Below are 25,978 nucleotides of genomic sequence, written 5' to 3' on the forward strand. Positions count from 1 at the left end.
CGTTACTTATTTGTTTTCAGATTTGTATTAAAGAATGAGATAAGCTTATCCCACGGAATTAGCTCTGTGCGGTCATAAAGGTCAATGCGGTTTGCTCCTTTGATTTCCACAAGTTCTTTAGGTTCTGCGGCCATCTTATAGGCCGTATCGGTATAAGTACGAGAAGGCGCAGCATCACCCACGACAAATAATATCGGACGTGGTGAAATAGACTCGATATCGATAAATGGATGGAAATTCATAAATTTTGCGTAGGTCGCTGGCGTACTCCGACGATCGTTTGAAGCAACTTTCCCGCGTTCTGTCTGATAAAAGTCATTCGACTCTTTGCCTTCAATAAAGACCGGATCGTTTTGCCCCGGACCATAGACGGGCTGGCCGCTTTCAACCGTTTTATAGCGCTGTTCGGCGGCGATGGCCAGGTCCTTATTTCGCATATCCACGGTGCGCTCATGGTCCAGACCTGTGCGGAAATATTCGCCCATATCGTACATGCTGACGGTGGCAAGCGCCTTAATACGCGGGTCTATTTTTGTCGCCGCGATGGCAAAGCCGCCGCTACCACAGATGCCTATCACACCGATTTTTTCCCGATCAACAAACGCTCGCGTACCCAGGAAATCAACGGCGGCACTGAAGTTTTCTGCATAGACGTCGGGCAGCACTGCCCCGCGCGGAGTTCCGGCGCTTTCCCCCCAGAAAGACTGATCGAAAGAGAGGGCGACGAAACCGGCTTCCGCCATTTTTGTTGCATAGAGATTCGCAGCCTGCTGTCTGACTGCAGCAAAAGGATGGCCTACAATCAGAGCATCGTATTTCTTGCCTTCTTCCATATTTTTGGGCGTAAATAATGTGCCAGTGACTTCCATACCGTAAATATTTTTGAATTTGACGGTTGAAGAATTCACTTTATCGCTTTTATAGAAGTTGTCTGCTCCGTGAGACATATCCGCAGCGACTGCTACGGGTGTCCCCATACCCAGAGTCGCGCTTAATATCACCAGTGCGGCTAACGTTTTTAATTCCCCTTTGGCAGGTAATTTCATTGTATCTCCTGAATTAATCAATAGTGTTAATACAAACGGAGTGAAACATCCGGAGATGACGACATCACCGGACAGCAGAGCCTTTTCAGGCCAGTTTTTGTTTGGCCAGGACTGAGCGTTTAAGTAGCAGATACGCCACCATTGCCGTTGAGAGCACAATCAGTGCGCCGGTCAGGAATATGGCATTGAGTCCCAAATGTCCGCCTATCCAGCCAAGTGCCGGGCTGCCTATCGCCATTGCCACGTCGAGAAATGCCGTGTAGATGCCCATGACCATGCCCCGGTTTTGCGGCGTTGAGCCGCTTATCGCTTCGATACCGAGTCCCGGATAAACCAGCGAGTAGCCAAAACCGGCGAAGGCGGCACCGACAGACGCAACCAGGGATGTTCCGGCAAGCCAAATAAGGAACAGCCCGGCGGCCTGGACGAGGACAAAAATCAGCGCTATGCGCGCGCCACCAAAACGGTCAGGCAAATGACCAGCAACGGTTCGGGCGACAATCAGCGCAACGCCAAAGGCGGTGAACGCCATCCAGACGGGTTGCCAGTGCATGGCACTGTAATAAAGCGAACTGAAGGCAAGGATGGTGCAGTAGCCCGTACTGGCCAGCGCGGCTCCCAGTCCGGGTAACCAGACCGCCCGCATGACTGACCCAAAGGAGGCCCGTGCAGCCTGTGGATGCGGAGCCACGGCGGGCATACGTGAAAGATAAGCCAGTACCAGCAGGGGAAGCAGCAGCGTTAACAGCGCTATCGACTTAAAGCCGAATGCGTCAAACAGCAGCGTGCCCACCGGCCCGCCCAGCGCCATCGCGGCAAACATGGCTGTACCGACCCAGGCAATCACTTTGCCTGCATGTGTCTTGTCCACCAGAGCAAGTCCCCATGCGACCGCTCCGGTAATAATAAAACTTTCTGCACCGCCAAGAATGGCGCGTCCTGCGAGCAGGATAGCAACCGACAGGACCGGAATGCTTATCAGCCAGAGCGACGTCAGGTATAACAATCCGGACACGGCAGCGGCGATCAGTCCGGCCACCACGCCTTTTTTGGCTCCACGCCTGTCTGAATAGCTCCCGGACCACACGCGTGAAATAAGCGATGCGGCAAACTGTGCCCCGGCAACCAGGCCCACGATAAACGTCCCGTAGCCAAGGTTGTTTTTCACATGCAGTGGCAGCACGGGAAGTGCCACGCCAATAATGATAAAGCCGACAAGTACCGCAGCCATAACGGGCATCAGCGTAGCAACGACTGAGGCGCTGGACGCCTCATCAGAATGTTTTACAGGCATATAAATCAGCCCCTTTCTTTTAGATAAATATTAAACCGTTGGTGGTTATTGATTTTTGCGGACGCGAAGTGGTCCGCAAAAAATTCCGATCAGAATTTCCTGTATGTGAAGGCGATATTAATCAACGTGGCACTTCTTATTTCCGGGTAGTGATAACGGTTCGGGAATCTCAGGCGCGCGAATTATGCGCCTGAGATTCTTTTAGTAAGCCTGCACTGTGGGGCGGAAAAGTATTTCATTCACGTCCACCTCGTCAGGCTGACTGATTGCAAATGCCACTACCCGAGCAAAAGCGTTTGCCGGGATCGCATTTTCATAGCTCTTCGCCATACCTTTAGCGACATCCTCGTCGGTAATGGTTCCGGGCAACTCGGTATCGACTGCGCCGGGAGAAACAATCGTTGTACGGATATTCCAGGGTTTCACTTCCTGACGTAGTCCTTCAGAAATAGCCCGGACAGCCCATTTAGTGCCTGCATAAACGGCACCGCCGGGGCCTACCTTATGCCCGGCCACTGACGAGACGTTGATGAATTGACCTGACTTCTGCGCTTTCATGTAGGGCAGAGCTGCGGCAATTCCATAGAGCACGCCCTTAATGTTGACGTCGATCATGCGATCCCATTCATCTATCTTCAGTTTGTCGAGCATGGAGCTCGGCATTAAGCCAGCGTTGTTGATGATGACGTCAATGCGACCGTACAGTTCTACAGCCCGGTCAACCAGGACCTGAACCTGACCACGATCCGTTACGTCGGTGCGCAGGATGGCTTTTGCATCCAGTCCCAGTTCTTTAGCAAGGCTCTCCAGTCTTTCCTGGCGGCGGGCACCCAGGACCACTTTCGCACCCAGAGCTGATAGGTGGCGTGCTGTTTCAGCGCCCAAACCACTGCTGGCACCGGTGATGACAATGACTTTGTTTTCGATACCCTGAGGCATATTGTTCTCCTCCAACGAGAGGCTGTTAGCCTGTCGTTATTTTGACTCACGCTGTTCAAAGACCGTTTTGAAAACCGGTGCCGCTGAGAAGGCGTTAGGCCAGCCTGCATAGTAAGCAAGATGACTTAGCGTGCCCGAGGCCTGAGCCCGGGTCAGTCCGTTATCCATCGCCCGGTTCAGGTGCGGTGAAATTTGCTGTACCTGCCCGTTAGCGATAAGTGCTGAAACCGTCACCAGGCTTCGGTCTCGGGGTGCAAGTCCGGGGCGTAGCCACAGGTCCTGGAAAAGCACATCGGTCGTGTCTTTTACCAGGCCCGGCACCGCAGCACCGATACTTTTTTCTACACGCTCGACGCGGCTTGCTTCGGCTTTTTCGTCAATCGGCAGCAGGTTTTCTTCTGCGCGAGGAAGCCGATCGGCATTAATTCCCCGCGTTATAAATATCTCTTTCGTTACCGCTGTGGCGGCAATGGCGTTGCCCCAGCCGGCATAAAACGCCAGCTGCGTGATAGTTTCAGAAAGTTCAGCCGGTGTGACGCCGTTGTTCAGCGCCAGCTCAAGCTGTTCCGGCAAAAGCACGGTCTGGTTACGGGCAATGACTGCAGCAACGGTCACGAGACTTCGATCGCGTGGCGACAGGTCATCTCGTTTCCAGAGGTTCCCTGCAAGCCGGGTACTGGCATAGCGTTCCAGGGCGGGAGAGACCGCCTGCATATCGGTATTTGATAGCGGGCCTCTCTGCTGGCCCGTTTCTGCGAGGCCCCCAGACGAACCCAGAGAAAGCGCCAGCGCGACGGCCGTTGAAGTTTTCATATAGCCTCCTGGATCACTGATACTGCTCGTCGGAGACGAGCTCCTGCCAGTCCACGTTCTTGCCATTCACCATATAAGTCATCGCCAGGTGGCTCATGGGGGAGGTTGATGTGGCACCGTGCCAGTGGCGGACCGTCGCCGGGATCCAGACGACATCACCCGGTGCTATCTCCTGGCGCGTTTTGCCTTCCTCCTGTACCCAGCCTTTGCCTGCCGTAACGATCAGCAGCTGCCCGGCTGGGTGCGTATGCCAGGCAGTACGAGCTCCAGGGGTGAAATCAACCTGGCCCAGATTTGCACGTGTGGATTCGTTCGGCGGTAACAAAGGGCTGACCACGGCGTGGCCTGAGAAGTTTTTAGCATTGCCCATGACAGAGGGCGTGTTCCCGCTGCGACGGATTTCAATGCCTTCGGCAGAAACCTGTGCAGCTCCCATCAGTGAAATAGCTGCTGCTGCAATGATAGCTTTCATCGTTACCCCTCTGATTACGTTAAATCCATGACAAGACGGAGATGCGTCAACCGGAATGCATGGTTATTTAGTGAACGAATGAAGTATATCGAAGGACTTATTAAGTGATTAGAGGCTAAAATGAGATTGAAATTATAAGGAGAGCTTCTTAATGTCCGATCAGAACCTGAATGACCTTGCTGCCTTTATGGTGGTTGCCAGGGAGCAGAACTTCACGCGCGCAGCAAAGCGTCTGGGGGTTTCACAGTCTGCGCTAAGCCAGACGGTTCGCAGTCTGGAGGCTCAGCTTGGCTTACGGTTGCTCAATCGCACCACCCGGCGGGTAGTGCCTACCGAAGCCGGAGAGCGTTTACTCGCCTCTGTCGGACCACAGATCGAGGACATCCAGCGGCAATTAATGGTACTCAGTGAACTCCGTGATAAACCCGCGGGCACGATACGTCTCACTGCAACGGAATATGCGGCGGAGTCAGTTCTGTGGCCGGCGGTGGCCCGTCTGGTAAAAGACTATCCCGATATCAAAGTCGAAATTCTGACGGATTATGGCCTGACCGATATTGTGAGAGACCGTTTTGATGCCGGGGTGCGTCCCGGAGAAACAATTGCTAAGGATATGATTGCCGTTCGCATTGCGCCAGACATGCGTATGGCGGTGGCGGGTTCTCCTGAGTACTTCCGAAACCGAACGGCTCCTGGTACTCCGCAGGAACTTACCGATCACAGTTGCATAAATCTTCGGCTTTCCGGGCATGGAGGACTCTATGCGTGGGAATTTGAGAAAGATGGGCGAGAGTTGAATGTGCGGGTCGATGGTCAACTGGTTTTTAACACCGGGAGCATGATCCTCAGAGCTGCGCTGGAAGGGCGTGGTCTGGCATATCTGCCAGAAGGGCAACTGGAGCCCTATCTGGCTTCCGGACTGTTGGTCCGCGTACTTGATGAATGGTGCGAACCTTACTCCGGATACCATCTTTACTATCCTGCCCACCGTCAACCAACACCGGCGTTTAGCCTGTTGGTTGACGAGCTACGCTATTCAACCCGTAGACAGCCTTAGCTGGCTGTCTTTTCCCGACACCGAATAACAGTAGCACTGCCACATGGGCTATGGGTGACTCGTGGCATCTGCTTCAGGTTTATCAACGACCATCAGCTCCACGTCGTGCTCTTCGATAAGCTTTAGAATATTCTTCGGTGGCATTTTGTCTGTGATGATGTGATCTATATCTGACCAACTACAGGATTGATACATCAGCTGTAGATTGAACTTGGTGGAGGAGGCGATGCAAATAACCTTTTTCGACTGTTTCGCCATCGCGACTTTTTGCAGCGCATCCAATTCGGTATCTGTCGTTATCCCGCTTTCCGATAGCGCACTGACACCGATAAATGCCTTATCAGCATGATATTTTTTAATTTGTTCTAAGGCGGTATTGCCTAATATTGCATGGGAGTAATCATCGAAACTGCCGCCGAGTATAGATATACTGACTCCTTTTCGGCCAATAATTTCGCTCAGTACTTCAATAGAATTGGTAATAACGCTAATTGATGTCGGTAGTTGACGGGCCAGGGCGGACGAGGTGGTGCCGGCATCAATGAAAAGAATTTCTTTTTCAACTACGGTCTTCGCTGCCCAGGCGGATAATAGCGCTTTTTCGGGGCTGAATTGTGTGCGTTGAACGTAGGGGGACTCGACACGTGCCTCTGCAAGAATGGCACCACCGCGAATACGTAAAATATGTGGGAGTTGCGTCAGTTTGACTAAGTCACGACGGGCTGAGTCAGACGAAATATTATATTGCTGACAGATGTAATCCAGCGTGACTTTTCCCTGGGTTTTAATGAGTTCCTCTAACTCGATCAAACGTTCTTCTTGTGTCATTAACCTAATCCATTTTCTTGAGTAAAGGTCGGCGGGTAATTTTATCTGATTACCCTGTCTGCGTATATGGGGTCATGTCAGGTCTCAGTCGGCTGCTATCTCAGCGGAATGCATGGCTGACGCGCTTATGATCGCTTACATACTATCGGTTTTGATAAGTGTTTTGTCGTGTTTTAAGTGTAATTTTAATCATTTTCATTGATATTTAGTGATTTAGATCTCGATTATCTAATGGTTTGTAAGTGGTTTGATCTTTTTTGCGATTCTGCTCACGGAATCCCGGCGTACAGCCTGCCAGCATAAAACCGTCAAATGAAAGCGCTATAGCCACCAGGCTTCATTCACGTATCAAGGTGATGGTTTAAAGGAAAAAATCATCGAATGCTCTTACTGAACGTTGATGAGATATAGCGTTTGGGTCACACACCAATATTTTTACAACGAGGTTGAGGATGAACAAAATTTTCTTGTGCTGTGCCGCGGGTATGTCTACCAGCATTGTAGTGAAAAAGATGAAGCAGGCTGCCAGCGAGAAAGGTATTGATGCTGAAATTATTGCTGTGTCGATTGAGGAATTCGCAGCGACATTACCCCATTATGATTGTTGTCTTTTGGGGCCGCAAATTAAATACAAGCTCGCCGAGTTTTCTGCAATCGCCAGACGTGAAGGCAAACCCATATCCATTATAAACAGCATGGATTACGGCATGTTGAAAGGGGAGAAGATCCTCGACGACGCGCTGAATATGATTAAGGACGCTAAAGCCAACCCAGTACAATAATTTTACAGGGTAATATCATGTCGAATGTATTTTTTGAATTCATTGAAAATAAAATCACTCCGGTTGCCGCAGTTGCGGGCACACAGCGACATATTATGGCAATTCGTGATGGTTTTATTGGCGCGATGCCATTTATGATCGTCGGCTCTTTTTTACTAATCTTTGCTTTTCCTCCATTTGCACCGGACACCACATTTTTTATTGGCAAGCTCTGGCTCTCTGTTGCACAGCAATATTTCGACGAAATAATGACCCCCTTCCATATGACAATGGGGATTATGGCGTGCTATATCAGCGCGGGGATTGCCTACAACCTGGCACAAACTTACAAGCTCGATGCGTTTTCTTGTGCCATGTTATCACTGATGACCTTTCTGCTTATTACGTCACCTTACAAGGATGGGGTACTCCCTGCGGCATTTCTCGGCGGTTCGGGGATTTTCACTGCCATTCTGGTCGGGGTTTTCAGCACCGAGCTGGTTCGCTTTCTCAAAACTTACAACATCGGCATTAAGCTGCCCGAGCAGGTGCCGGATAAAATCCGCCACTCCTTTAACCTGCTTATCCCGGCGATAATCATTATTTTTACCGTCTATCCGCTAAATGTGTTTCTTCAGCATCAGTTTGGTATGTTGCTACCAGAAGTGATCATGACGGCATTTACGCCACTGGTTTCAGCGGCGGACTCACTCCCTGCGGTACTTATTGCCGTTTTACTGTGCCAGGTATTATGGTTCTCTGGCATTAACGGCGGGGCGATCGTTGGTGGAATTCTCCAGCCATTCTATTTGATTAACCTCGGACTTAATCAGACAGCACTTGCTAATGGTTTACCACTTCCGCATATTTTTGCCGAGCCGTTCTGGGCCTTCTTTATTAATCTCGGCGGCTCCGGTGCGACGCTTGCACTGGTCATTCTTTATATGCGCAGTAAAGCGGTACATCTTAGAGCAATGGGAAAGCTATCGATTGTCCCTGTTTGTTTCAATATCAATGAGCCGGTCATTTTCGGCAGCCCCGTAGTCATGAACCCTGTGTTGTTTTTCCCCTTTATTATTGCGCCCGTGGTGAATGCCATCATCGCCTGGTTTGCGACGACAACGGGCTTAGTTGCTAAAGTCATTTCCCTTGTTCCCTGGACCACACCGGCACCGCTCGGCGCTGCCTGGGGCGCTGGCTGGATGATGAATAATATGCTGCTGGTGCTGGCGTTGATTGTTATCGACATTTTTATCTATCTGCCTTTCTTTAAAATTTATGAAAAGCAACTCATTGAACAGGAAGAGGTTGCAGCGTAATCACCCTTCCCAACAATACCTTATTAACCTGTTTTCAGGGGAGAACGAAATATGGATATGGAATCAACGGTAATGGAGTTGATCATCAACGCGGGTGAATCACGCAGCTATGCGATGGAAGCCCTACGGGCCGCTAAATGCGGAGAATGGGAGCAGGTTGATGCCAGGCTTGCAGCTGCCGCAGAGGCATCGAGACGTGCTCATGACGTACAAACCATGCTGATAGGTCTGGATGAGGGTTGCGGCAAGATACCGATCAATCTGGTGCTGGTCCATGCACAGGATCACATTATGACCTCGATGCTGGCGCGCGAACTGATAGGGGAGCTCATCGACGTACAGCGCCAGTTACAGCGTTAACTCACTTGTTTACTACCAGGAGTCAATAATGACATTTCCACGCGATTTTCTGTGGGGCGGTGCGGTTGCGGCCAATCAGTGCGAAGGTGCTTACAATATCGATGGTAAAGGGCTCAGCATTCAGGATGTCACCCCCCAGGGTATTATGGGGCCGATGACCTCACAGCCGACGGCAAACAACCTGAAACTTGAAGGCATCGATTTTTATCATCGTTACAAAGACGATATCAAGCTGCTTGCGGAAATGGGTTTTAAGGTTTTTCGGACCTCGATTGCATGGTCGCGGATTTACCCTAAAGGGGATGAACAAGAGCCTAACGAAGCGGGTCTGGCGTTTTATGATTCGCTTTTTGATGAGTGTCGAAAATACGGCATGGAGCCACTGGTCACGCTATCTCATTACGAAACGCCGCTGCATCTGACCAATGAGTACAACGGTTGGGCAAACCGTAAGTTGATTGGTTTCTATGCCCGCTATGTCACCACAGTGTTCACCCGCTATCAGCACAAAGTAAAATACTGGCTAACATTCAACGAAATCAACTCGGTGCTGCATCATCCCCTGATGAGTGGCGGTATATTGACGGCGAAGGAGCAACTGAGTCAGCAGGATCTTTATCAGGCGGTACACCATGAATTAGTTGCCAGCGCCCTGGCCACGAAAATTGGTCGGGAAATAATGCCGGAGGCTCAGTTTGGCTGCATGGTTCTCAGTTTACCTGTCTATCCGTTAACGCCAGACCCGGATGACGTTATTGCCTGCATGCAGGCTGAGCACAAAAACGATTTCTTTGCTGATGTCCATGTTCGGGGATATTACCCGGGCTATATAAAACGCTATTTCCGTGAGCAGGGGATTCATCTTCACTTTGCGGAAGAAGACGCACAAATTCTGCGAAATACCGTCGATTTCCTCTCTTTCAGCTACTACTTCAGCACGTGTGAAACGGTGCAGGGTGAGGCCGATAGCGCCAGAGGAAACTTGATGGGGGGCGTCAAAAATCCATATCTCAAAGCCAGCGAATGGGGGTGGCAAATTGATCCCCAGGGACTGCGTTATATCTTAAACAGATACTATGACCGCTATCAGATCCCGCTTTTTATTGTGGAAAACGGGCTTGGGGCGAAAGATACGCTCATTACAGGCAGTGATGGCAAACCCACCGTCGACGATGATTATCGTATTCAGTATTTACGCGAGCATCTCCAGCAGGTACATGAGGCTATCGAGGATGGCGTGTCGATAATGGGATACACCACCTGGGGCTGTATCGATCTGGTCAGTGCCTCCACGGCTGAATTATCCAAACGATATGGATTTATTTATGTCGATCGCCAGGATGACGGTCAGGGGTCACTGGCGCGCTACAGGAAAAAATCCTTCTACTGGTATCAAAATGTTATTCACTCTAATGGTGCTGAGCTCTAGCAATCTGTTTCGATCAAAGCGCTGATATCCGCGTAATAGCGGGTATCACAATGAGGTGGTACATGAAATTAGGCATTCTCGGTACGGGGATGATCGTCAAAGATCTACTCTCGACGGTAAATAAGTTGCCCTTTAAATCACTGGCGATTTTGGGGACGCAACAAACGGAAGAAGAGACTCGCGATCTGGCCTGTCGTCATAATATTAACGACATTTATTTCGACTATCAGGATTTACTGGATAGTGACGTCGACACAATTTATGTGGCTTTACCGAATCATTTGCATTTTCCCGTCAGGCCCTACAAAATGGTAAACATGTCATTATCGAAAAGCCCATCACCACCAGTGTGGATGAGCTACAAAAATTGCAGCGCCTGGCGGCTGAGCGGCAGTTGATCGTGCTGGAGGCGATGAATATTCATTATCTCCCGTCTTACTTATCGCTTCGCTCACAGCTGGCCAGTATTGGCAAAATCAAGATGGTGACCCTTAACTATAGCCAGTACTCATCGCGCTACGACGACTTTATGGCGGGAATTGTCCATCCAGCATTCGATGCCAGCAAAGCTGGCGGAGCGCTGATGGATATAAATATCTACAATATCCACTTTGTAGCCGGTCTGTTCGGGAAACCACTGGCGGTAAACTATCTTGCCAATATACAAAATGGTATTGATACCAGCGGCGTTATGCTACTCGACTACGGTGAATTCAAATGCGTCTGCATTGGGGCAAAAGATTGCAAAGCACCGGCCACCTCACTTATTCAGGGGGAGAAAGGGAGCCTGCTCATTACACTGCCTGTTAATCAGCTGATGGGCTATGAAATATCGCTCAACAACGGCGATAGCGCCAGATTTAACTACGACCGCCGTGAACATCGCCTCCTGTATGAGTTTCAAGAGTTTATTCGAATTATCGATAACGGTGATTATCAAGCCGCTGCGCGCCTGCTTGATGTCAGTATGGTTGTGGCAGAGACAATTGAAATCGGTAAAAAACAGCAGACTATGGAGTTTAATAATGAAAACTAAACTGATTATTGGATTTATTGGCAATGGTAAAAGTGCCAACCGCTACCATCTTCCCTTTATTCTTTCGCGGGCTGATAAAGTAAACACGAAAACCATTTATTCGGCGACCGCAAGTCAGGATAGCTGGGCTCGATTACCCGATGTCAACTATACAGACAACCTGGATGTATTGCTTAACGACCCACAAATACAGTTGGTGGTTGTCAGTACGCCATCCTCTTTGCATTACGAATTTGCACTCAAGGTGCTGCAAGCCGGTAAACACTGCGTTGTGGAAAAACCGTTTACACAAACTCTCGAGGAAGCACAAACACTATTCTCGCTGGCACAAGAAAAGGGATTAATGATTCAGTGTTATCAGAATCGTCGTTTCGATAGTGACTTTCTGACCACGCAGAAAATCATTGAGTCAGGCAAGCTTGGCGATTTACTTGAAGTTGAAATGCACTATGACTACTATCGTCCGTATGTTCCCGAAGCAGTAAAATCATTCAGCGCTATTAACTCCTATTTGTATGGTCATGGCTGCCACACTCTGGATCAGGTTATTTCATATTTTGGTGCGCCAGACTCAGTACATTACGATGTCCGGCAGTTGCTTGGTGCCGGGCGAATGAACGACTATTTCGATGTGGATATGTATTATGGCGCACTGAAAGTCTCGGTCAAATCGAGTTATTTCCGTTTAAAAGAACGTCCGAGTTTCGTTGTCTATGGTAAAAAAGGGATGTTCATTAAACACAATAAAGATAAACAGGAACACCACCTGAAACTCTTCTATATGCCCGATAACCCGGATTTCGGTCGGGATACACCGGAGGATTACGGCGTTCTGACCTGGATGGATGATGCCGGGGTCTATCACGAGGAAAAAGTGACGAGTGAACAAGGTGATTATGCTCGCTATTACGATGCAATCTACGAAACGTTAATTAATGGTAAAGAAAAACTGGTGAAAGATGAAGAAACGTTACTGCAAATAAAGTTATTGCAGGAGGGGGTTCATGGTTTACATTAAGTGAGTTTATTTCCTTCGGGTTGTAGCATAATTAATGTTATTTTCTTTGTATAATAAGATTGGTTGTCACCGGTGGGAACGCCGGTGCATCTTGTTGTGCCTGTGATTAAATAATATAAAGCTATTTTTTAATTTCGGGAATCATATGAACATAAAAATGTCTGTACTTTGTACTGCAATGGTTACTGGTTTTTTTGTTTCGGGAATGACGCCGCTATATGCAACCTCGCTGACGCTTGAGGAACGTGTTGAGTTGCTGGAAAGCCAGCTCTCAGCCAATATTAAGGAGTTAGAAACAACAAAATCACAGCTTGAAAAGTATGAGTCTTCCCATCCAGTTCCCACGGGCCATACGGCTAACCCAGCGGTATTTTCGGAAGCATCAACGATTTCGTCAATGACTCTTAGTGAAATGAGTCAATATATTAAAGATGACATTGGCTTTAATTATTCTGGTTATTTTCGCTCGGGTTACGCGGCAGGAAATCAAGGCCCGGCAAAATCCTATGCGATAGGTTCGCTGGGCCGTTTCGGCCAGGAAAACAGCTCATGGTTCGACCTGGAACTCTCCCAGCGGGTCTATCACGAAGGTAATAAAACGGCTAAAGCTGTCGTGATGCTGGATGGTAACGTTGGTGGGCAATACAGCTCAGGCTGGTTTGACAACCGTTCCGACAACCTGCTGCAATTCTCGGACATTTATCTGACCACACGGGGCTTTTTGCCTTTCGCGCCGGAGGCCGATTTTTGGGTCGGCAAACATGCACTGCCGAAATTTGAAATCCAGATGCTGGATTTCAAATACCACAAAGCTGATTCTGCGGCCGGAATAGGGCTGGAGAACTGGCAACTGGGACCCGGAAAGGTCAACGTTGCATTAGTGCGCGAAGACCTGGATGCGCATGCCGTTGACAGTACTCTCAGTCAGACCCAGCAAATCAACACCAATACGCTGGACGCTCGCTATACCGCGATTCCACTGTGGGAGCGCGCTACGCTGGATGTTTTCGGACGCTATTCTGCGCCTAACAAAACCGATCTGAATAAGCGTGACGAGAATAATGGGACCTATTATAGCGTCAAGGATGCGTGGCATACGGGGGCGGTGTTGACGCAAAACTGGCAGGGGGGTGGGTTTGCTAACCTAACCGTGCAGATGGCCAGTAACTCAATCGCCAGTGGCATGGGGCTGGTAACGGATTCTGGTGCCTTGTATGGATATAACGGCCAATATTTTGGTGAGCACAGCAACGGTAAAGCCTGGCGCATTCTCTCGGAAGGTGAGAATTACTTACTGCCGGACGTTATTATGGCTCATGCACTGGTGTATGCGATGGGGGATGACGTTTACGATTATTTCACTGGTGCGCATACGGACTTCCACTCTACACGCGCGGTACTTCGCCCGGCTTATATCTGGGATACCTTTAACCAGACGGGTGTAGAATTAGGTTGGTTCGATCAGCGCAATACTTCCAGGGATAAGAAATACCATGAATCGGGTCTGAAAACGACGTTCTTTCATACCTTCAAAGTGGGGACCAGCATGCTGACCTCACGTCCGGAGGTCCGCTTCTTTGCCACGTATCTGAAATCCTTTGATAACGACATTACTCAATTCACCTTTAACGACGCCAGGAGAGAGCAATTCACCGTCGGCGCACAGGCGGAGGTCTGGTGGTAAATCGCTAAACCACTAAATCACTCATGAAGGTGGCCGTTGCCATGTTGATAACTGCCACCTTTTTTAATGACCATTCCGAAGCTACGGATTGATTATTCCGTATTTCCCGGGGTATCGGACCAGAATGGGTAGTCCGTATACCCTGTTTCATCGCCCCCGTACATCGTTGCACGGTTGACTTCGTTCAGCGGCCAGTCATTTGCGAGGCGCTCAGCCAGGTCCGGATTGGCGATGTAGGGTCGACCAAATCCGATCAGGTCGGTTTTCCCTTGTTGGAGATATGATTCGGCGCGAGACTTATCAAACCCTCCGGCAACGATCAGCGTGCCACTATATGCCGCGCGAAACGTGTCAATAAATCCGTCAGGAATAGCCTGTTCACCCAGCGTTTTCTGGTCACTCAGATGAACATACGCGAGTGAACGTTTGCTGAGCTTATCTGCCAACAGCAGCCAGGTTTCCTCTTCACCTTCAAAGGCGTGCATATCAAACAGGCGTCCGAACGGTGCCAGGCGGATCCCCGTTTTTTCCGCACCAATTGACTGCGAAATAGCATCGGTGACTTCCAGCACAAAGCGAAGGCGATTTTCAGGATTTATGCCGCCGTATTGATCCGTGCGGACGTTTAATCCGCCGTTGATAAACTGTTCCAGCAAATATCCGTTAGCGGCGTGGATTTCAACGCCATCAAACCCGGCACGTATCGCATTTTTCGCAGCCCTGACATAGTCCTGCACGACGTCCTGAATTTCAGCTATCGATAGGGCGCGTGGTGTTGGAACCGGAACCGGGCCAGGCTCACCGTTTTCATTCCGGGCGTAGCAGGTTGCGTTTTGGGCTTTCACTGGCACTGAACTTACGGGGAGTTGTCCATCCTTTTGCAGACTGGGATGTGAAATACGCCCGACGTGCCAGAGCTGAACATAAATTTTACCGCCCGCGTCATGGACTGCTTTTGTGGAGAGTTCCCAGCCCTTAACCTGCTCATCGTTATAAATACCGGGTGTAAAGAGATATCCCTGTCCCTGAACGGAGATCTGAGATCCTTCCGTGATAATTAACCCGGCCGAAGCCCGCTGCTGATAATATTTTGCCGTTAGCGCATCTGCGGTATCGCCCACGGTGGCGCGGGAACGTGTCATCGGTGCCATAACAATGCGATTGTGTAGCGTAGTGTCGCCGACCTTAACGGGTGTAAACAGCTTATCCATCTCTTTTCTCCTGTAATAAAGAAGCTATGATGATTGCCGAGACCCCGTAAGGGAATATCAGTTAGTTCCGAACAGAAGTGCCATAAAGTCTACTTTAGGGCGTTGGGGTGAACCGCATAATCCGAACGTCATTAATGACCGACTAATCCGATTAACTTTTTCATCTCCTGCACGAGTTTGTCTTTATCAGCCGCGGGCATTCGTTTTATTGCGCCAGGATTAAATCCGGTATGACATTTCATGGCCCGGGTGAAGGTCTGCTGTGATTCGTATCCATACTGTAAGGCAATTTCAATAACGGGATATGCCGTATTGATAAGGTCGATTGCCGCGTTGCTGAGTCGCAAAATTCGAATGTAGCGGCCAAGCGTGATGCCGGTGTGTTGTTTAAAAATCCTTTGCATATGCCAGCGCGAAAAACCTGCTCGCCGGGCCGTCGCTGCGATATCCAGCAACCTGATGGCGCTATTGCAAAAGATCTCGCCGACATGATTAATCTGCCGCAATACAGCTTTGTCGCCTTTGGTATGGCGGTAGGGCTGCCAGATGGGGCCAGAGCCAGCAGCATTCGGCCCCGACCCGCTCAGCCTATGGTGCTGCATTACAATCAGTATCAGCAGCGCCGCTACCGTGCCTTGCTAGACGAGTATGAAACCGCTTATCAGGCGTTTCGAACCCGGCAGAATATGAGCAAAAAAACCTGGACTGGCTCCATTATTGAATCGGCGACCAGCATGTCATACATGGGTGGACGCGAACATCTGCGTCAAACGGTACAAACGCGCGGTTTCAAATTAAAGTAGAAAAGCGTCAACCCATATGCTGCGCCACAAAGCGCGTCAGCAGCTCAGTCGCCTCGGGCGTGTCCTGAAGGTCCTGGGTCAACGTATCCGGGCACACGCCCGCACCGCGCAGTCTTTCCGCCCGGCTGTGAATAATGGTGGAGAGGATCGCCGGGGTGATCTCCGGGTGAAACTGGGAGGAGTATGCTTTCTCGCCGTAGCGCACTATCTGGAAGCGATCGTGCGCGGAGGTCGCCAGCGCGACGGCATCTTCCGGCAGGCGGGTGATGGTCTGCATATGGGTCAGCTGGGCGGGAAACTGGCGGGGCATATCGGCCAGCAGCGGGTCGTCACTGGCTGTCAGAGAAACCGTTTTACTGCCGATCTCGATGCCGTCAGGGTGATAGTCCACCTCGCCGCCGAGGGCGTGGGCCATCAGCTGATGGCCGTAGCAGACGCCGAAAACGGCGGCTCTGGCCGCAACGGCCTGGCGTATCCACGCTGCCGTTTGTTCGCTCCAGTCCAGACGGTCCGTCACCATCTCCCAGGCGCCGGTGATCACCGCCACGGTGCGGCTGTCGGGCGCGGGCAGGGGTTCACCGGCAAAGACGCGGATCGTCTGTACCGCGTGTTCCCAGCGCGCCAGCAGCGGGGCGAACCAGGTCGGGAGATCCCCGTGATGCGACTGAATATCGGCGGGCGGCATGCCCGTCTGGATCAACAGCAGAGTCGGAGCGGCGGGGGATGACATAGGGACTTCCTTCTGAGACGGGCGAACGATTGTCAGTCAGGCTAATAAAAAACGGCCCGACCGACAATGGAATAAAATTCAGGATCTCCCGACTAGCGCTTGTTCAGGTCGCTCAGCAGGATAGCGATGCTCTGTCCGCCCTGCGTCTGTTCGAGGGCGATTTTGGCGATAATGGTGAGCGGGACCGAAAGCAGCATCCCGACCAGCCCGAGCAGCCAGCCCCAGAAGATTAACGACAAAAACACCACCAGCGTCGACAGACCAAGGCCGCGACCCATCAGGCGCGGGTCGAGAATATTGCCGAAGATCAGGTTGATCAGCAGATAGCCGGTCAGCACCACCAGCGCGTCGTACAGCCCCCCGAAAACCAGCACCTGGGCAATCGGCGGGATGGCCGCCAGCACCGAGCCGATATTGGGAATATAGTTAAGCGCGAAGGCCAGCAGGCCCCAGATAAAGGCAAAGCGCACCTCCAGCAGCACCAGCATTCCCCAGATAATCACCCCGGTGACGAGGCTTATCGCGGTTTTCAGCACCAGATAGCGCGAAACGCTGTCCAGCGCGCGCTGGATCGCGCCCATGCCTTCCGTCGGGCGGGCCATCAGCTGCTGCAGTTTGGCCGGAAGCTGGGGAACTTCCAGCAGCATAAAGACCACCGTCAGCAGCAGTAAAAAGATGGATGACATGGCGCTGGAGAGCTGAGAGAGCAGGGTAGAAACCAGCGACATCGCCGCATTAGGATCGATATATTTAATCAGTTCATCCACCGAGATACCGATCCCGGCGCGCTGGAGCCAGGGCTCCAGATTTTGCAGCGGCACCACCAGGTATGAACGATACTGAGGCAGGGTTCGCGCCAGTTCGTTCAGGGAGGTGCCAAGATAGGCCAGCAGCAAAACGGCGATCAGCACGATGGCACCGACCAGCAGGCTTATCGCCAGCACCCGTGGGATCCGCCAGCGCACCATGCGCTGGACCACCGGGTTGAGCACCACGGCGATAAACAGCGCCAGAATAAAGGGCACGATAATATCGGCGGCAAGACGGATCCCGGCGAGGATGATCACCAGCATCCCCAGCATGATAACCAGCTTAAGGCCGTTAAGCGTAATGATGGGCCTGGACATGGCGGCTCCTGAATAAAAAGTATCGTCCGAGTGCATTAATAATAATATGCGCTGGCAGAAAATAAATTAACAAAAAACAAACGCCGCAGGTAAAGAAGTGAAAACCCGTTGAGTTAATGCGGCCGCTATGATAAAAATCTCAGCGTGTACAACTACAGAGGACAATTATCATCCGCAATGACGAGAAGCAATTCCGCGGATAATTGTAATTTTATGGACAATCTGTTCAGGACGTTAACTTCAATCGCTGTTCCCCCCTCATCATTACCCCTGCTTGTCGCTGACCAACACTGGCGCTCGGCCCTTTAGTCCCACTCCTGTTTCTACTGGCGCGTACGATTTCGCCAGAGGCTGATTTAATTTTTTACGGTTCACCGCCCGGGTGAGCTGCGATGGATTATATTCTCAAGCAGGAGAACACCATGTTTTATTGGATAGTATTAGCCCTCGCCATCGTTGCCGAAATTACCGGCACCCTGTCGATGAAATGGGCGAGCACAAGCGGCGGCAGCACCGGATTTATTATGATGCTGGTGATGATCTCTCTCTCCTATATTTTTCTGGCCTTTGCGGTAAAAAAAATCGCCCTCGGCGTGGCCTATGCGCTATGGGAAGGGATCGGTATTTTGCTTATCACTCTGTTCAGCGTCACGCTGTTTGACGAAAGCCTGTCACCGATGAAAATCGCCGGCCTGGCGACGCTGATCGTGGGGATTGTGCTGATTAAGTCCGGCACCCGTAAAGCGAAGAAAACCGGAGGCAGCCATGTCGCCGTTTGAGTGGGTCCATATTGCCTGGCTGGCGCTGGCCATCGTGCTGGAAATTATCGCTAATATCTTCCTGAAATACTCCGACGGCTTCCGCCGGCCGCTGTACGGCGTGCTTTCGCTGGCAGCGGTCCTGGGCGCATTCAGCGCCCTGTCACAGGCGATTAAGGGCATCGATCTCTCCGTGGCCTACGCCCTGTGGGGCGGATTCGGTATTGCCGCGACCCTGGCGGCGGGCTGGATACTCTTCGGCCAGCGCCTGAACCCCAAGGGTTGGGCAGGTCTGCTCTTGTTGGTCGTGGGTCTGGTGATGATAAAACTCGCCTGATGTGATCTCTGCCGTTATCTGCGGGCAGCGAAAATCTAAACCTGTATTACGCTTAACAAAAACATATCTGAACCCCGGTCCGTCCGGGGTTGAGGACCATAAATGGTTAATCTGTTTAGCTGGCGTAATATCCCTGGAGCAAAAACGCTGTTTGCCATGATATTTATGGCGGGCATCGGGCTGATTGTGTCTATTGTTGCCCTGCTGTATCTCTCGTTGCATCTGATCAGCACGAAATCCAACGACATCGACCGGCACCGCACGGCGCTGTCGGTAGAGGGTGCCGTACAGACGTCGGTCAACCGCGTCTGGTCCCTGGTTATCGATAACGCCGTCTGGGATGACGCCGTGCGCAAGGTTTACGCCCCGCAGCCGGATACCGGCTGGCTCTACAATACCTGGGGAGCCGGTTTTAAAATCAATAACCTGTATGACGGCACCTTTATCCTTGATGAGCAGTTTGATGTGCTGTGGGGCTCTTTTCGTAGCGAGCCTTTCAGCGAGCGGGATATTACTTTTTTTGGTGAAGGACTGCGGGCAATCATTAACGCCAATCGCGAGGCACTGCAGTCGGGGGAGCATATCTATGCCGGGCTAACCCGGACCCGGGCGGGGATTGCGTTTATCGGTATCGGCCTGGTCCGGCCGATGATTGGTCGCCTGCAGGTCTACGACGGCACCCGGCGCTATCTGGTGATCACGCGTCATCTTAATGCGCAGATCCTCACCAATCTCGGCAATACCTTCCAGATAAACGGCCTGAATTTCACCGACGGCACCCCCTCTGAATTTAGCGTGCCGCTGCGTAGCGCGGCGGATGAAGTGCTGGGCTATCTGAACTGGACCCCGCGTCTGCCGGGCGTGGAAGCGGCAAAGGCCGCCTCCGGGGATATCACCCGTATTGTGTTGCTGGCGTCGGGGCTGATTACGCTATTTATCCTGCTCAGCAGCGTCGGCCTGTATAAACTGGCCCGGGGTGAGCGGCTGGCGCGGGAAACCGCGCTGACCGACTGGCTAAGCCATCTGCCCAACCGGCGGGCGCTGATTGAACGACTCGATGAGATCAGCGCCCGGGGCGAGACGGATATTAAAAGCGTGGTCTTTATCGATCTCGACGGCTTCAAGGACGTCAATGATGTCTATGGCCATGACGTGGGCGACGAGCTGATCGTCAGCATTGCCGGGGTGCTTAAGGTTAAGGTGCCGAACGGCGGGATGCTGGCGCGCATGGGCGGAGATGAGTTCGCCATGACGATTGGCGGGCTGCATGCGGCGGCCAAAGCGGCGGCTTTTGCCGGTAGCGTACTGGAGTTTTTCAACGCGCCCATCCGACTGGGAGAGCGTACGCTGCATATGGGTGCCAGTATCGGTATTGCCAGCGGTTCCCTGGTAGAGTGCACCAGTTCGGAGCTGTTCCGTCGGGCGGATATCGCCATGTACCATTCCAAAATCACCGGCAAAGGGCGCGTCACGCACTACGACGCCGAGCTGAACAGCGCCCGTGAATATCAGCTGATGGTCGAACGCGATATTCGTTACGGTCTGGAAAACGACGAGTTCGACGTCTGGTATCAGCCTATTGTTGATGCCGTCAGCCTGAAAATGATCGGCGTCGAGGCGCTGGTTCGCTGGCCGCGCCGTGGGTTTGGCGAGCTGAAGCCGGATGAGTTTATCGCCATTGCCGAATCCAGCGGCCTGATTTACGCCCTCGGACAGTTTGTGCTGCGCCGGGCCTGTCACGATCTGCAGCCGATGAGCGATCTGAAGCTGTCGGTGAATATCTCTCCCGCCCAGTTCCGCGACCCGGAATTTGAAGACAAAGTGGCCGGAGTGCTGGCGCTAACCCGTTTCCCGGCCCGCCGCCTGCAGCTGGAAGTGACCGAAACCTACGTTCTGGAAAACCCGGAGCGCGCCCGCACGGCGATCGTCAATCTGAAAGCGCTGGGCACCTCCGTCGCGCTGGATGACTTTGGCACCGGCTACTCCAGCATCGGCTATCTGCGGCGCTTTAATTTCGACAATATCAAGATCGATAAGTCGCTCGCCGGGCTGGTGGACAGCGACGGACAGGCGGCCGCGCTGGTAAGCGGGACCATTCGCATTGCCAGCGCGCTGGGAATGACGGTCACGGCCGAAGGGGTGGAAAACGAGAAACAGCTTCGCCAGCTGCAGTTGGCCGGCTGCGACCAGCTACAGGGCTACTATTTTAGCGAGCCGGTACCGCTGGAGGCGCTGTTAAAGAGCTATCGTCAGCCGGAAGCCTTTATGGATGCACCAGTGCTTCCAGTTTATCGCGGAAACCCGTGATGGCGACGGCCCGGTTATCCGCCCGCCAGCGATCTTCCGCGGCAGGCGCGGAACTCTGAACGGCAATCAGCTGCCAGCCGTCGGCGGTCTTTAACATCAGCGGCGATCCGCTGTCGCCGGGAAGGGTATCGCACTGGTGGGAAAGCACCGTACTTTGCGCCCAGCCGGTGACCAGACAGTCGCTGTGGCTGTACAGCGTATCGAGATGATCCTGCGGATAGCCCGACTGCGTCACCTTACGGTCGGCGGCTTTTAAGGCGGCGATCAGCGCGTCCTTATCACCGCTAAAAAGCGGCAGCGGCGTAATACCGCCGGGCGGGTTACGCAGAACGATCACGCCAAAATCCCAGGAGGCGGCGGCGGGGGGAACAATCCAGCCGTCGCCGTCCGCTTTCAGACGCCGTCCCAGAGAGGGTTCGACCCGGCCTTCAATGCCGTGAATTTCATAGCGCCAGAGACCTTTCTGCGACACAAAGCGCAGAACCAGCGCTTTATCGGGGCGGCCACGCGGCGGCGTCAGCAGACAGTGTCCGGCGGTCAGCGCAAGATGGGGAGAGATCAGGGTGGCGGTACAGAGATTGCCGCTGGCAGTTTCCAGCTGGCCGATGGCATCCCAGGGTGCAGCGGCAGGATTGCTGACGCGCGTGCGGTCGTCATGACCGAAAAACAGCGTCTTGATCGCTTCAGCGTCGCTATCGGCATCATCGGCCAGGGCCTGCGTGGAACACAGCAGCAACGATCCCAGTAACACTACAACGCATCTACGCATATTACTCTCTGTGGGGTAATTATGATGATTCAGAACCTGTTCCCGTCGCCGGGGAAAGGCGGCACCGGGGGTAAACCCGGTGAGATAACTATAGACGGAGCGCGGGAAAAACGGGATTAAAATCAGCGAGCCAGGCTCAGCTAAGGAAAAAGCGGGTCGCGATCAGCGCGCACAGAATCAGCATCAGGAAGATTATCTCAAATCGGTAGCGCCGCAGCATGATGCTCTCCGAAAAAAAAGCGGCGCCTTCACCCGGAGGATCCAGCGCCGGCTTATCACGATACCTGAATCATCAGGCAGCCAGATTATGCAGCCGGCTGAGCGGCCGGTTTAGCGGCTTCGTGCTTAACGTGTTTTTTGTGTTTTTTTGCAGCCTGCGCCTTCTGGGCAACCGGCTTAGCGGCTTCTTTTTTGTGTTTCTTAGCGGCCTGGGCTTTCTGCTCTACCGGTTTGGTCGCGTCAGCTTTAGCTTCTTTTTTGTGTTTCTTCGCAGCCTGCGCTTTCTGCGCAGCGGCTTTTTTATGCTTCATGTGGTGTTGCGCTTTTGCCGGTGCGGCGTGGGTGGCCGGAGCAGCAGCGGTCGCCGGAGCGGTGGTAACGGTGTCAGCAGCGAAAGCGGCAGATGACAGACCCATAGCAGCGGCAACAACCAGAGCTAATACTTTATTCATTCTCATACCCTCGAATTGGTTTTTCATTCAACCCCACTGCGGGGCCGTTGAAATAACTATATCCTTCCTCTTCAGGGGCTTCCGTGAGTGATTGGTATCGGCGTGTAACGGAATGTACAACGCCGGGTACGAGCCCCGGCGCCGGGGGAGATTACAGGTAGCGTTGGGTCAGATGCTGGCGGAAATAGTCGCTGTTAAGGTCTTCGCCGGTCGCCTGCTGGATCAGCTGAGAAGTGCTGAAACGGCTGCCGTGCTGCCAGATATTCTGGCGCAGCCAGTCGAACAGGGCGGAGAAATCTCCGGTGGCGATCGCGGTATCCAGGCCCGGCAGCGCCTTGCGTGCGGCGGCAAACAGCTGCGCGGCGTACATCGCACCCAGGGTGTAGGACGGGAAGTAGCCAAAGCTGCCGTCGGTCCAGTGAATATCCTGCATACAGCCGTTGCGATAATTGCCTTTCGTCGACAGGCCCAGGTATGCCTGCATCTTCTCATCCCACAGCGCGGGGATATCGTCGACCTCGATCGCGCCGTCGATCAGCGCCCGCTCAATCTCATAGCGCAGGATCACGTGCGCCGGGTAGCTAACCTCATCCGCGTCGACGCGAATATAGCCTGCTTCAACACGCTGGTTCCAGCCGACAAAATTATCCAGCGCGAACGCAGGCTGTGCGCCAAAACGCCGGGTAATGGCCGGAAGGAGGTTTTTAATAAAGGCATCGCTGCGGCCAAGCTGCATCTCAAAGAACAGGCTCTGGGATTCGTGAATAGCGGTCGATCGCGCCAGCGCTACCGGCTGTCCGAGCCACTCGCGGGGCAGATTCTGCTCATAGCGGGCATGGCCGGTTTCATGCACCACGCCAAACAGGGCGCTGAGCATTTCGTTTTCATCATAGCGGGTGGTGATGCGCACATCTTCCGGCACGCCGCCGCAGAACGGATGCGCACTGACGTCGAGACGACCCGCGTTAAAATCGAAGCCCAGCAGGGTCATGGCATCGATACCCAGTTCGCGCTGAGTGGCGACCGGGAACGGCCCCTGTGGCGCAATCAGCGTCTGCTGCGCCTGCTTTTCCACAACGCGCTTTAACAGGTCCGGCAGCCAGCTTTTCAGATCGTTGAACAGCGTATCCAGACGGGCGCTGGTCATATCCGGCTCGTACAGATCGAGCAGGGCATCGTAAGGGGAACAGCCTTTAGCGTCGGCGCGAAGGCGGGCTTCTTCCCGGCTTAATTTCACCACCTGCTTCAGGTTTTCAGCAAACCCTTGCCAGTCATTGGCGGGACGCTGGGTGCGCCAGGCATGCTCGCAGCGGCTACCGGCCAGGGACTTGGCCTCCACCAGCGCTTCCGGCAGCAGCGCCGCCTGCTGATAGTGGCGGGTCATTTCCCGCAGGTTAGCCTGTTCAATCTCGTTAAGATCTTCCTGCTGTGCGCCGCTTAGCCAGCCCGCAACCTGTTTGTCCGTCAGAAGCTGGTGCTGCAGTACGCTCAGCTCCGCCAGGGCTTCACCACGCGCCGCGCTGCCGCCCGGCGGCATCATGGCAAACATATCCCAGCCGGCGATGGCGGAAAGATGGGAAAAACGAGAAAGACGCTGGAAAAGACGCGTGAGATGTTGATAATTGTCGCTGGCCATAATTCCTCGATTCGGCTGAAAGGTATCTCGTTGAGTATATTGTTTTTTATCCAGGCGAATAGCTTTTTGAGGCAGTTATCATTTTTTTCCCCTCAATAAGCTAGAATTTATGCCGATAACCCCTCATGACACACAGCAAATTATGAATCCGTATATTTGGGTTTTTGTGATTTTGCTGTCGCTGGACGCGGTTCGGGAGATGGTGGGTCAAGCCTCAATTCTCGGGCTGTGGTAACAGGACGGCAGTTTTATGCAGCGGATGGTTCCGCCATCCGCTGTATTCTTGCTGCCGTAAAATTGTTCTTCTCTTTCTTACCCCAGACGCCGATGCAAATGCCTTCCCGTCAACAGCGCGGCCACTAGCATCAGCGCGATAAAGCCCCCGACGCCGTTCCAGCCAAAGCGATGCCAGAAGACGCCGCCAAGCGTGCCCGCGATGCTGGAACCGAGATAGTAGCTAAACAGATACAGCGACGAGGCCTGGCCGCGTGCACGACGGGCGCGGGGGCCGATCCAGCTGCTGGCGACCGAGTGGGCGGCAAAAAATCCGGCGGAAAACAGCAGCATCCCGGCGAAAATTAGCCACAGGGACGAGAGCAGCGTCAGCAGCAGCCCACAGAGCATCACCGCAATAAAGAAGATCATCACCGGTCCGCGACCGTAGCGGACGGTCATGGCTCCGGCGCGAGGCGAACTCCAGGTCCCGGTCAGATAGGCGACCGACAGCAGGCCCACCACCGCCTGGCTCAGGGACCAGGGCGACAGCATCAGGCGATAGCCAATATAGTTAAACAGGGTCACGAAAGAGCCCATCAGCAGAAAGCCCTGCAGGAACAGCAGCGGCAGGCCGCGGTCGCGCCAGTGAAGGCGGAAGTTGATCAGCAGGGATTTGGGCTTCAGCGAGGCGGGCCGGAAGTGACGCGACGCCGGCAGAATCTTCCAGAACATCAGCGCCGCCGCCAGAGCGAAACAGCCAATCACCGCGACGGCGATACGCCAGCTAAAAAAGTCGGTAAAAATCCCGCTCAGAAGACGACCGCTCATCCCACCGATGGAGTTACCGCTGATATACAGTCCCATCGAGAAAGCCACAAAGCTGGGGTGGATCTCCTCGCTCAGATAGGTCATGCCCACCGCCGCCACGCCGCTCAGAGAAAGCCCCACCAGGGCACGCATCAGCAGAATGCCGTGCCAGCTGGTCATCATCGTCGACAGCAGCGTACAGCAGGAGGCCAGCAGCAGGGCGGTGACCATCACCGGTTTGCGTCCGATGGCGTCGGAGAGCGGGCCGGTAAACAGCAGCCCGATAGCCAGCATCGCCGTCGAAATAGAGAGCGAAATACTGCTGCTGGCGGGGGAAACGCCAAATTCATGCGACAGCACCGGCAGGATCGGCTGGACGCAGTAGAGCAGGGCGAAAGTCGCGAGACCGGCGGAGAACAGGGCCAGGGTGACGCGAATAAAGGCAGAGGTGCCACGTTGAATAAAAGGGACCGACCGGGAAACGGATGGCGCGCTAACGTCGGGGGCCGAAGTCACGTCAGCGGTTGTTGTACGACTCACTTAGGATCCT

The 25,978-nt window shown here is 53.0% G+C and carries 27 protein-coding genes and 1 pseudogene; 14 read left to right on the plus strand and 14 right to left on the minus strand.

Annotated features, from left to right (window positions below; all coding sequences use genetic code 11):
* Nucleotides 1-2 precede the first annotated feature (2 nt).
* The 5 genes from EDF81_RS02495 to EDF81_RS02515 form a co-directional block, all read right to left on the minus strand.
* On the minus strand, nucleotides 3-1,046 hold the full coding sequence (locus EDF81_RS02495) for an alpha/beta hydrolase (RefSeq protein WP_123345929.1): 1,044 nt from the start codon (nucleotides 1,044-1,046) through the stop codon (nucleotides 3-5).
* An 85-nt stretch (nucleotides 1,047-1,131) separates the two neighbouring features.
* The gene (locus EDF81_RS02500; protein ID WP_123345931.1) at nucleotides 1,132-2,340 is read right to left on the minus strand and encodes an MFS transporter; all 1,209 of its coding nucleotides are present in this window, start codon (nucleotides 2,338-2,340) and stop codon (nucleotides 1,132-1,134) included.
* A 201-nt stretch (nucleotides 2,341-2,541) separates the two neighbouring features.
* The gene (locus tag EDF81_RS02505) at nucleotides 2,542-3,279 is read right to left on the minus strand and encodes an SDR family oxidoreductase (protein WP_123345933.1); all 738 of its coding nucleotides are present in this window, start codon (nucleotides 3,277-3,279) and stop codon (nucleotides 2,542-2,544) included.
* A gap of 36 nt (nucleotides 3,280-3,315) precedes the next feature.
* Nucleotides 3,316-4,092, minus strand: coding sequence for a carboxymuconolactone decarboxylase family protein (locus EDF81_RS02510; RefSeq protein ID WP_123345934.1), 777 nt, complete (start codon nucleotides 4,090-4,092; stop codon nucleotides 3,316-3,318).
* Nucleotides 4,093-4,105: 13 nt separating this feature from the next.
* The gene (locus EDF81_RS02515) at nucleotides 4,106-4,564 is read right to left on the minus strand and encodes a cupin domain-containing protein (RefSeq protein WP_123345936.1); all 459 of its coding nucleotides are present in this window, start codon (nucleotides 4,562-4,564) and stop codon (nucleotides 4,106-4,108) included.
* A 151-nt stretch (nucleotides 4,565-4,715) separates the two neighbouring features.
* On the opposite strand from EDF81_RS02515, the gene EDF81_RS02520 reads away from it, so the two are divergent.
* Complete coding sequence (locus tag EDF81_RS02520; protein ID WP_123345938.1) at nucleotides 4,716-5,621, plus strand: LysR family transcriptional regulator; 906 nt, start codon at nucleotides 4,716-4,718, stop codon at nucleotides 5,619-5,621.
* Between the two features lie 48 nt (nucleotides 5,622-5,669).
* On the opposite strand, the gene EDF81_RS02525 is transcribed toward EDF81_RS02520, so the two are convergent.
* Complete coding sequence (locus EDF81_RS02525) at nucleotides 5,670-6,449, minus strand: DeoR/GlpR family DNA-binding transcription regulator (protein ID WP_123345939.1); 780 nt, start codon at nucleotides 6,447-6,449, stop codon at nucleotides 5,670-5,672.
* A gap of 452 nt (nucleotides 6,450-6,901) precedes the next feature.
* Here EDF81_RS02525 and EDF81_RS02530 point away from each other — a divergent pair, with 452 nt between their 5' ends.
* The 8 genes and pseudogenes from EDF81_RS02530 to EDF81_RS02560 all read left to right on the plus strand — a co-directional run bounded on the left by EDF81_RS02530 (nucleotide 6,902) and on the right by EDF81_RS02560 (nucleotide 14,056).
* The gene (locus tag EDF81_RS02530) at nucleotides 6,902-7,231 is read left to right on the plus strand and encodes a PTS sugar transporter subunit IIB (RefSeq protein WP_123345941.1); all 330 of its coding nucleotides are present in this window, start codon (nucleotides 6,902-6,904) and stop codon (nucleotides 7,229-7,231) included.
* A gap of 17 nt (nucleotides 7,232-7,248) precedes the next feature.
* The gene (locus EDF81_RS02535; protein ID WP_123345942.1) at nucleotides 7,249-8,529 is read left to right on the plus strand and encodes a PTS sugar transporter subunit IIC; all 1,281 of its coding nucleotides are present in this window, start codon (nucleotides 7,249-7,251) and stop codon (nucleotides 8,527-8,529) included.
* Nucleotides 8,530-8,580: 51 nt separating this feature from the next.
* The gene (locus tag EDF81_RS02540; RefSeq protein WP_123345945.1) at nucleotides 8,581-8,889 is read left to right on the plus strand and encodes a PTS lactose/cellobiose transporter subunit IIA; all 309 of its coding nucleotides are present in this window, start codon (nucleotides 8,581-8,583) and stop codon (nucleotides 8,887-8,889) included.
* A gap of 28 nt (nucleotides 8,890-8,917) precedes the next feature.
* Nucleotides 8,918-10,318, plus strand: a complete 1,401-nt coding sequence (ascB, locus tag EDF81_RS02545; RefSeq protein ID WP_123345947.1) for a 6-phospho-beta-glucosidase — start codon at nucleotides 8,918-8,920, stop codon at nucleotides 10,316-10,318.
* An 89-nt stretch (nucleotides 10,319-10,407) separates the two neighbouring features.
* Nucleotides 10,408-10,664 (plus strand): annotated as a pseudogene (locus EDF81_RS24185) (Gfo/Idh/MocA family oxidoreductase); the annotation flags it as partial.
* 3 nt (nucleotides 10,665-10,667) lie between these two features.
* Complete coding sequence (locus EDF81_RS02550; protein ID WP_404851466.1) at nucleotides 10,668-11,354, plus strand: hypothetical protein; 687 nt, start codon at nucleotides 10,668-10,670, stop codon at nucleotides 11,352-11,354.
* A complete protein-coding gene (locus tag EDF81_RS02555; protein WP_123345949.1) occupies nucleotides 11,344-12,372 on the plus strand; it encodes a Gfo/Idh/MocA family oxidoreductase in 1,029 nt (342 codons plus the stop codon). The genes EDF81_RS02550 and EDF81_RS02555 overlap by 11 nt, the downstream gene beginning before the upstream one ends.
* 145 nt (nucleotides 12,373-12,517) lie before the next feature.
* Nucleotides 12,518-14,056, plus strand: a complete 1,539-nt coding sequence (locus tag EDF81_RS02560; RefSeq protein ID WP_123345950.1) for a carbohydrate porin — start codon at nucleotides 12,518-12,520, stop codon at nucleotides 14,054-14,056.
* A gap of 92 nt (nucleotides 14,057-14,148) precedes the next feature.
* On the opposite strand, the gene EDF81_RS02565 is transcribed toward EDF81_RS02560, so the two are convergent.
* The gene (locus EDF81_RS02565; protein ID WP_123345952.1) at nucleotides 14,149-15,267 is read right to left on the minus strand and encodes an alkene reductase; all 1,119 of its coding nucleotides are present in this window, start codon (nucleotides 15,265-15,267) and stop codon (nucleotides 14,149-14,151) included.
* A gap of 131 nt (nucleotides 15,268-15,398) precedes the next feature.
* Nucleotides 15,399-15,773, minus strand: coding sequence for a helix-turn-helix domain-containing protein (locus tag EDF81_RS02570; RefSeq protein ID WP_184999448.1), 375 nt, complete (start codon nucleotides 15,771-15,773; stop codon nucleotides 15,399-15,401).
* On the opposite strand from EDF81_RS02570, the gene EDF81_RS24015 reads away from it, so the two are divergent.
* Nucleotides 15,756-16,070 carry a hypothetical protein gene (locus EDF81_RS24015; RefSeq protein WP_184999449.1) on the plus strand — a complete coding sequence of 105 codons (315 nt, stop codon included), beginning with the start codon at nucleotides 15,756-15,758 and terminating at the stop codon, nucleotides 16,068-16,070. The genes EDF81_RS02570 and EDF81_RS24015 overlap by 18 nt on opposite strands.
* Before the next feature lie 7 nt (nucleotides 16,071-16,077).
* Here the strand turns inward: EDF81_RS24015 and EDF81_RS02575 are convergent, their stop codons facing one another.
* Nucleotides 16,078-16,800 (minus strand): glutamine amidotransferase, encoded by a 723-nt coding sequence (locus EDF81_RS02575; RefSeq protein ID WP_123345956.1) that lies wholly within the window; start codon nucleotides 16,798-16,800, stop codon nucleotides 16,078-16,080.
* Nucleotides 16,801-16,892: 92 nt separating this feature from the next.
* Nucleotides 16,893-17,927: an AI-2E family transporter gene (locus EDF81_RS02580; RefSeq protein ID WP_123345958.1), complete on the minus strand. Its 1,035-nt coding sequence runs from the start codon at nucleotides 17,925-17,927 to the stop codon at nucleotides 16,893-16,895.
* 422 nt (nucleotides 17,928-18,349) lie between these two features.
* Between EDF81_RS02580 and mdtJ the strand changes: the two genes are divergently transcribed.
* The 3 genes from mdtJ to EDF81_RS02595 all read left to right on the plus strand — a co-directional run bounded on the left by mdtJ (nucleotide 18,350) and on the right by EDF81_RS02595 (nucleotide 21,329).
* Entirely contained in the window at nucleotides 18,350-18,706 is a 357-nt protein-coding gene (gene mdtJ, locus EDF81_RS02585; protein WP_123345959.1) for a multidrug/spermidine efflux SMR transporter subunit MdtJ, read from the plus strand.
* Nucleotides 18,693-19,022: a multidrug/spermidine efflux SMR transporter subunit MdtI gene (gene mdtI / locus EDF81_RS02590; protein ID WP_123345961.1), complete on the plus strand. Its 330-nt coding sequence runs from the start codon at nucleotides 18,693-18,695 to the stop codon at nucleotides 19,020-19,022. The genes mdtJ and mdtI overlap by 14 nt, the downstream gene beginning before the upstream one ends.
* Before the next feature lie 102 nt (nucleotides 19,023-19,124).
* Nucleotides 19,125-21,329 carry a bifunctional diguanylate cyclase/phosphodiesterase gene (locus EDF81_RS02595; RefSeq protein WP_123345962.1) on the plus strand — a complete coding sequence of 735 codons (2,205 nt, stop codon included), beginning with the start codon at nucleotides 19,125-19,127 and terminating at the stop codon, nucleotides 21,327-21,329.
* On the opposite strand, the gene EDF81_RS02600 is transcribed toward EDF81_RS02595, so the two are convergent.
* From EDF81_RS02600 to EDF81_RS02610, 3 genes are all read right to left on the minus strand, one after another.
* The gene (locus EDF81_RS02600) at nucleotides 21,286-22,098 is read right to left on the minus strand and encodes a serine protease (RefSeq protein WP_123345964.1); all 813 of its coding nucleotides are present in this window, start codon (nucleotides 22,096-22,098) and stop codon (nucleotides 21,286-21,288) included. The two genes, EDF81_RS02595 and EDF81_RS02600, sit on opposite strands and share 44 nt — an antisense overlap.
* Nucleotides 22,099-22,403: 305 nt before the next feature.
* Nucleotides 22,404-22,769: an acid resistance repetitive basic protein Asr gene (gene asr, locus EDF81_RS02605; protein WP_123347650.1), complete on the minus strand. Its 366-nt coding sequence runs from the start codon at nucleotides 22,767-22,769 to the stop codon at nucleotides 22,404-22,406.
* Nucleotides 22,770-22,920: 151 nt separating this feature from the next.
* Nucleotides 22,921-24,405: a carboxypeptidase M32 gene (locus EDF81_RS02610; protein WP_123345966.1), complete on the minus strand. Its 1,485-nt coding sequence runs from the start codon at nucleotides 24,403-24,405 to the stop codon at nucleotides 22,921-22,923.
* A 142-nt stretch (nucleotides 24,406-24,547) separates the two neighbouring features.
* Between EDF81_RS02610 and EDF81_RS24340 the strand changes: the two genes are divergently transcribed.
* A complete protein-coding gene (locus EDF81_RS24340; RefSeq protein WP_221180801.1) occupies nucleotides 24,548-24,640 on the plus strand; it encodes a KPN_01571 family protein in 93 nt (30 codons plus the stop codon).
* A gap of 77 nt (nucleotides 24,641-24,717) precedes the next feature.
* Here EDF81_RS24340 and EDF81_RS02615 read toward each other — a convergent pair whose 3' ends face one another.
* The gene (locus tag EDF81_RS02615; protein ID WP_123345968.1) at nucleotides 24,718-25,968 is read right to left on the minus strand and encodes an MFS transporter; all 1,251 of its coding nucleotides are present in this window, start codon (nucleotides 25,966-25,968) and stop codon (nucleotides 24,718-24,720) included.
* Nucleotides 25,969-25,978 lie beyond the last annotated feature (10 nt).

This window comes from Enterobacter sp. BIGb0383 (assembly GCF_003751845.1).
GTDB lineage: Bacteria > Pseudomonadota > Gammaproteobacteria > Enterobacterales > Enterobacteriaceae > BIGb0383.

What these genes read in the sequence shown, in the direction of transcription:
- EDF81_RS24340 (WP_221180801.1), top strand. Translation starts at nt 24,548, where the DNA reads ATGAATCCGTATATTTGGGTTTTTGTGATTTTGCTGTCGCTGGACGCG.
- EDF81_RS02505 (WP_123345933.1), bottom strand. Translation starts at nt 3,279, where the DNA reads ATGCCTCAGGGTATCGAAAACAAAGTCATTGTCATCACCGGTGCCAGC.
- EDF81_RS02595 (WP_123345962.1), top strand. Translation starts at nt 19,125, where the DNA reads ATGGTTAATCTGTTTAGCTGGCGTAATATCCCTGGAGCAAAAACGCTG.
- EDF81_RS02565 (WP_123345952.1), bottom strand. Translation starts at nt 15,267, where the DNA reads ATGGATAAGCTGTTTACACCCGTTAAGGTCGGCGACACTACGCTACAC.
- EDF81_RS02525 (WP_123345939.1), bottom strand. Translation starts at nt 6,449, where the DNA reads ATGACACAAGAAGAACGTTTGATCGAGTTAGAGGAACTCATTAAAACC.
- asr (WP_123347650.1), bottom strand. Translation starts at nt 22,769, where the DNA reads ATGAATAAAGTATTAGCTCTGGTTGTTGCCGCTGCTATGGGTCTGTCA.
- EDF81_RS02520 (WP_123345938.1), top strand. Translation starts at nt 4,716, where the DNA reads ATGTCCGATCAGAACCTGAATGACCTTGCTGCCTTTATGGTGGTTGCC.
- EDF81_RS02495 (WP_123345929.1), bottom strand. Translation starts at nt 1,046, where the DNA reads ATGAAATTACCTGCCAAAGGGGAATTAAAAACGTTAGCCGCACTGGTG.
- EDF81_RS02515 (WP_123345936.1), bottom strand. Translation starts at nt 4,564, where the DNA reads ATGAAAGCTATCATTGCAGCAGCAGCTATTTCACTGATGGGAGCTGCA.
- EDF81_RS02530 (WP_123345941.1), top strand. Translation starts at nt 6,902, where the DNA reads ATGAACAAAATTTTCTTGTGCTGTGCCGCGGGTATGTCTACCAGCATT.
- EDF81_RS02560 (WP_123345950.1), top strand. Translation starts at nt 12,518, where the DNA reads ATGAACATAAAAATGTCTGTACTTTGTACTGCAATGGTTACTGGTTTT.
- EDF81_RS02510 (WP_123345934.1), bottom strand. Translation starts at nt 4,092, where the DNA reads ATGAAAACTTCAACGGCCGTCGCGCTGGCGCTTTCTCTGGGTTCGTCT.
- EDF81_RS02580 (WP_123345958.1), bottom strand. Translation starts at nt 17,927, where the DNA reads ATGTCCAGGCCCATCATTACGCTTAACGGCCTTAAGCTGGTTATCATG.
- EDF81_RS02540 (WP_123345945.1), top strand. Translation starts at nt 8,581, where the DNA reads ATGGATATGGAATCAACGGTAATGGAGTTGATCATCAACGCGGGTGAA.
- mdtJ (WP_123345959.1), top strand. Translation starts at nt 18,350, where the DNA reads ATGTTTTATTGGATAGTATTAGCCCTCGCCATCGTTGCCGAAATTACC.
- EDF81_RS02575 (WP_123345956.1), bottom strand. Translation starts at nt 16,800, where the DNA reads ATGTCATCCCCCGCCGCTCCGACTCTGCTGTTGATCCAGACGGGCATG.
- EDF81_RS02600 (WP_123345964.1), bottom strand. Translation starts at nt 22,098, where the DNA reads ATGCGTAGATGCGTTGTAGTGTTACTGGGATCGTTGCTGCTGTGTTCC.
- ascB (WP_123345947.1), top strand. Translation starts at nt 8,918, where the DNA reads ATGACATTTCCACGCGATTTTCTGTGGGGCGGTGCGGTTGCGGCCAAT.
- EDF81_RS02555 (WP_123345949.1), top strand. Translation starts at nt 11,344, where the DNA reads ATGAAAACTAAACTGATTATTGGATTTATTGGCAATGGTAAAAGTGCC.
- mdtI (WP_123345961.1), top strand. Translation starts at nt 18,693, where the DNA reads ATGTCGCCGTTTGAGTGGGTCCATATTGCCTGGCTGGCGCTGGCCATC.
- EDF81_RS24015 (WP_184999449.1), top strand. Translation starts at nt 15,756, where the DNA reads ATGATTAATCTGCCGCAATACAGCTTTGTCGCCTTTGGTATGGCGGTA.
- EDF81_RS02500 (WP_123345931.1), bottom strand. Translation starts at nt 2,340, where the DNA reads ATGCCTGTAAAACATTCTGATGAGGCGTCCAGCGCCTCAGTCGTTGCT.
- EDF81_RS02610 (WP_123345966.1), bottom strand. Translation starts at nt 24,405, where the DNA reads ATGGCCAGCGACAATTATCAACATCTCACGCGTCTTTTCCAGCGTCTT.
- EDF81_RS02535 (WP_123345942.1), top strand. Translation starts at nt 7,249, where the DNA reads ATGTCGAATGTATTTTTTGAATTCATTGAAAATAAAATCACTCCGGTT.